Annotated in this window: 2 protein-coding genes; both read left to right on the top strand. The window is 53.8% G+C overall.

All coding sequences use genetic code 11. The features are described from left to right. Positions 1 to 243: polymer-forming cytoskeletal protein (locus JK635_RS28825; RefSeq protein ID WP_202655453.1), on the top strand; the 243-nt coding region annotated here is incomplete at its 5' end. 67 nt (positions 244 to 310) lie between these two features. Beyond that, positions 311 to 661, top strand: a complete 351-nt coding sequence (gene erpA, locus JK635_RS28820) for an iron-sulfur cluster insertion protein ErpA (protein WP_235888214.1) — start codon at positions 311 to 313, stop codon at positions 659 to 661. The last annotated feature ends 42 nt before the right edge of the window (positions 662 to 703 follow it).

Raw genomic sequence — 703 nt, 5'->3', positions numbered from 1 at the left:
GAACAGGCCAGCGTGGAAGGCGAGGTCAGGGCGGAGCATATTGTCGTGGACGGGGTGATCACGGGCCCGGTTTTTTGTTCCGAGCTGCTTGAATTGCAGCCCAAGGCCCGCATAACCGGAGATGTACATTACAAAGCGCTGGAAATGCATGGCGGTGCGCTGGTTTCGGGCAAGCTCAGCCATCCACAGGAGAGCGAGCAGGTGCTGAAGCTGGCATCGCCAAAATTAGCCTCCAATGTGTGAGTGCGCTATTAGTTCTATAATCAGTTTTATAATCGAACGTTATTCGCTTTAATTAGCAGGAGTCCAAATGAACGCCATTGCAGAAATGCCAGCACCGATTGTTTTTACCGACAGTGCAGCCGCCAAGGTTGCCCAATTGATTGAAGAGGAAGGAAATTCTGACCTGAAGCTGCGCGTATTCGTGCAGGGCGGCGGTTGCTCCGGTTTCCAGTATGGTTTCACCTTCGATGAGATCGTCAACGAAGATGACACCACCATGACCAAGAACGGCGTGCAGTTGCTGATCGACTCGATGAGCTATCAGTACCTGGTGGGAGCGGAAATCGACTATAAGGATGACCTGGAAGGCGCGCAATTCGTGATCAAGAATCCGAATGCCACTACCACCTGCGGCTGCGGCTCTTCCTTCTCGGCGTAAGCCCGATCGGGGCGCCTTGACCAGTGGTCAGAGGCGCTCCAT

This window comes from Neobacillus paridis, from assembly GCF_016765675.1.
Lineage (GTDB): Bacteria > Bacillota > Bacilli > Bacillales > Cytobacillaceae > Neobacillus > Neobacillus paridis.
This window is presented reverse-complemented; position numbering and strand designations above follow the sequence as displayed.

Bases quoted from the DNA above. Each gene is read 5' to 3' on its own strand.
- erpA (WP_235888214.1), top strand. From the start codon at position 311: ATGAACGCCATTGCAGAAATGCCAGCACCGATTGTTTTTACCGACAGT.